The organism is Lacticaseibacillus sp. 30 (assembly GCF_053819265.1).
Map to the genome: position 1 here is coordinate 1 of NZ_JBSOQX010000048.1, position 4,124 is coordinate 4,124.

General features: G+C 37.1%; 2 protein-coding genes. Both read left to right on the forward strand.

The window, feature by feature from the left end; translation table 11 throughout:
• Nucleotides 1–175 precede the first annotated feature (175 nt).
• A complete protein-coding gene (locus ACWPAB_RS15045; protein WP_016382195.1) occupies nt 176–2,266 on the forward strand; it encodes an ATP-dependent nuclease in 2,091 nt (696 codons plus the stop codon).
• Between the two features lie 5 nt (nt 2,267–2,271).
• Nucleotides 2,272–4,050 carry a UvrD-helicase domain-containing protein gene (locus ACWPAB_RS15050; RefSeq protein WP_225437629.1) on the forward strand — a complete coding sequence of 593 codons (1,779 nt, stop codon included), beginning with the start codon at nt 2,272–2,274 and terminating at the stop codon, nt 4,048–4,050.
• Nucleotides 4,051–4,124: the final 74 nt, after the last annotated feature.

Consider the following 4,124-nt stretch of genomic DNA (forward strand, 5'->3'; position numbering starts at 1 on the left):
AACGTACCAATTTGTTGATTTGTTTGAATTTGGAATCACTTTATACATGTGTCAACATACGCTAGTTGTATACTTAGTGTGTAGGTCATCTGGTTATAAGCGAATTTTTCGAGCATTTAGTCGTATTTTTGCATAATGAGTGGGATAGTAGAATGTCCCTAGGGAGGAATGTATAGTGTTTCTAAAAACTGTTAAACTGTATGATTTTCGAAAATTTGTTTCTCAGGTGAATGGGGAACCTGGATTGATAGTAAAATTTCATCCGGGCTTGAATATCATTGTCGGTGAAAATGATTCAGGGAAAACTGCAGTTATCGATGCAATTAAAATGTTGCTTGGAACAGTTAGCGATGATCGAACCAGTATTCAAGACGAGGATTTCTATTTTGACGGGACCGAGTTTTCAAATGATTTTAAGATTGAGGCTGTATTTTGTAGTCTCAACAAGTACGAGGCTGGAACTTTTCTAGAGTGGCTGTCGTTTGACGATAATAATGAATATGAGTTACATGTAAAACTAACAGTTGAGCGCAAAACGAGTGAAGCTGGACGTCAATATTTAGATCGAAATCTAGTTGCAGGAGATGAAGGTGCAGAATCTTCGTTAGCAAGTGGGGCACGAGTATACTTACGTGTTACATACTTAAAAGCTCTGAGAAATGCAACAGATGAATTAACTCCTGGCTTTCGCTCACATCTGCCACAATTACTTGCAGCACACTCGGAGTTTCGAAATCACCCAGAACATAAATTAAAACTTGTCCAAGCGTTGGAGGAAGCCAACGCAATAATAGAGGGATATCTCTCAGATGGCTTTCCAAGTGAATCGAATCCACCTAAAGATAACGATCATCTTTCTGATAATAATTTGGAAAAACAATCAATTAATAAAGAACTTCATTCGGTATTGAGGCAGTTATTTGATAGTCAAGATCAGGATAAAAGTGACACGCGCTTTCAACTAACACAAGTTACACTTGATCAAATATTCAAACAGCTAAGTTTAAGTTCAGAAAGCGTCAATTTGGGATTGGGGAACTTGAACCTGTTGTACATTTCGACCGAGTTAGCGCTGCTAAAGGATCATTCAAGTTCAGTGGTTTATGGTCCAAACATTATGCTTATAGAGGAATTAGAGGCGCACTTGCACGTGCAGGCTCAGATACGACTAATTAAATACATCGAGCGCTATATTCTTAGCACAGAGGATAATTCATCTCAGCAGTTTATATTGACTTCACATAGTGTTGCACTGACCGCATCGATAGATCAAAGATCGCTGATATATATGAACGCTAATAAAGCCTATTCGATGGCACCTGAGGACACCATGCTTGAGGAAGCTGATTATGATTTTTTGAATCGATTTTTAGATGCAACAAAGAGTAACCTATTCTTTGCAAAAGGAATTATTTTGGTGGAGGGATATGCGGAAAATATTTTATTACCAGCCCTGGCAGATTTAATAAATTTACCGTTACATCGTTCTGGTATCTCAATTGTAAACGTTGGCGGGACAAGCTTTAATCAATATATTAAACTGTTTTCTCAAAAAGAAAAATCAGAAAAAATTGGTATCCCTATCTCTATAATTACAGATTCAGATATTAATCCGACTGTGTATGGTATCGATTCAGAGAGCGCTGAAAAAATCCAGGAGTTGATTAGTGGCCCTAGCGATTTGAATGTTGACTTGTTCGGAGAGGAGTATGCGACTTTTGCTGAATTAGTAGCTGCTTTTAAACTAAGATTTGAAAATACTAAAATTAAGAATTTAATTATTCAAGTAAAAAAATTCCGATCTGATTCTGACTGGGCCAGTAAGACAGCAGAAAGGCAAGAGTGTCTCAATCAAAAATACGAAGAATTTAGTTCCAATAGTAAAGTATTCATGTCGCCATTATGGACTTTGGAGTACAGTCTTTTGCGTAGCTCTTTGCGTCATCTTACGATTCAAGCGATAGCTGAAACACAATTCGTTAGAGAAAATCATCGGGAAAAACTTATTAAAAAATTTGAAGAAGATTATAAAACAAGTCCGAATAAGGCTGCATACAATGCGTATGCAGCCTTGAACAAAGGCTCGGTTTCAAAAACACAGGTTAGTGAACAATTAGCAAAACTAATTATGGGTCTTAGTCAAGATGAAAAGGAAGAGCTGAAAAATAAAATTATTGGCGATACAACACATTCACAAAATGAAGAATGCAAGTATTTAATTAATGCGATTAAGTTTGCAAGTGGGCAGGAGGTTGAACAAGATTGAACTTGATGCAAATTGAAAGCATATTGTTGCACGGTGCGCATTTTACAGCGGAACAGCGAGAAGTTATTCAAGCAATAGGACGAATTGACGTCGTAGCTGGACCTGGATCAGGTAAAACAACCGTATTAGCAGCGAAGGTGTTAAGGTTATTGACCACTCGCAACTACGAAGATAAAGGCATCTGCTGTATTACACATACCAATGTTGCTGTAAAAGAGATTCTAGCACGGTTGAAGCTTGCTGGTGTGGATGAAATTGAATATCCAAATTTTGTAGGAACTATTCAAAGTTTCATGGATAAATTTTTAGGTAAAACTGCATTTGCCACGGTCCTACCCGGTGTGACGCTTAAGCTTTTAGATGATGAAAAGTTCTATGAAAAGTATGATAAAAATTTTAGGGGAATTGTTAAGGACTATCGTTCAGATTGGAACGTACCTAAGCCGTCCAAAAATGGGTGCAAGCTAGTAATTTTAGATGACGGATCATTTTATTACACTAACAGACACCAGAATCAGCGTTGTCAATATGCCATTAATCGTGCATGCGAATGGCTGTTAAGGGATGGCTATGTTTCATATTCTGATCTCAAATCATTGTCTTATTGGTATCTAAGTAAACATAGAGACGAGTTGAGCGTGGCATTTGAGAAACGATTTTCATACTTAATGATCGATGAAGCTCAAGATACCGATTGGATTCAGTTTGCCATTATAAATGGTCTGGCTAATGGCAAACAGTTGAATGTACAAAGATTTGGAGATCCGTATCAAGCATTATATACTATCTATGGATCCGAGACAGAGGACTCTTGGAACCCGAGACCCGATAACGAATTCTACCAGACTAAAGAAATCTCTGAAACTACAAGGTTTGGCAGTTTAATTGCTGCTGTAGTTAAACATGTTTGTGTTCAGGAATATGAACAATTCCATTCGAATCAAGAACTAAATTTCTTTCCGAAGTATTTTATGACATATGAAACTGGAGACGAACTCAAGGAAAAGCATACTCGGCTGATCGAAGACGCTGCCAGTTCAAATCCAAATTTTCGTATATTGCAGAAACCAGATGCTATTGTCGGAATAATGCACAGTGACATTATAAAAGTTGAACCCAAATATTCCAAAGAAGGTTCAGAGCAACGAGCTCATGAAAGAAGTGTCAGTGAAATTTATGCATTGGTTATCAAATTATTGGCCAATGCGAATGGCGTTTCTTTTATGGAAGAATCAGTACTAATCCGTAATAATCATGATAGCAACCTTGAATTAGCAGATGTCATCCAGAAACTCGCAAAACAAAATATTTCATTGAACGAGGTACAATATCATTTGTACAGTCTAATTGGTTCAGAAACTATTTCAGAAGCTTATTTGCAAAGAGAATGCAAGCATCTGCTTCAAGACGTTAGCAACCTAGAAGGTGAACCTGAAAGAATGAATTTATCGACAGTCCACCGAGAATTTGCAACAATTCACGGAGTTAAAGGTGAAACACATCGATCGACACTGCTTTTACTAACTTCATGTGTACACATGAAGTTTAATGAAGAAGACAAAATCAATAAGTTCTTCAAAACTATCTTTCCTTATTTACTAGGAGACCGACCAGATTTTTCATCGGATCCAGAAATAGAACAGTTACAGCGGGATTGTCTTAAACTAGCATATGTAGCATTAAGTCGTCCAAAGTACTTATTAGCAGTTGCAATTCCCAGTCAAGATCTTGCTGATGAAAAAAAAACGAGCTTATTGACACACGGTTGGGTAGAGGCAAAATAGTTACTAATAATCATAGTAAATGGTAGATTGTAAAATTAATCCGAACGCTGTTCGGATTAATTTTACAATCTACC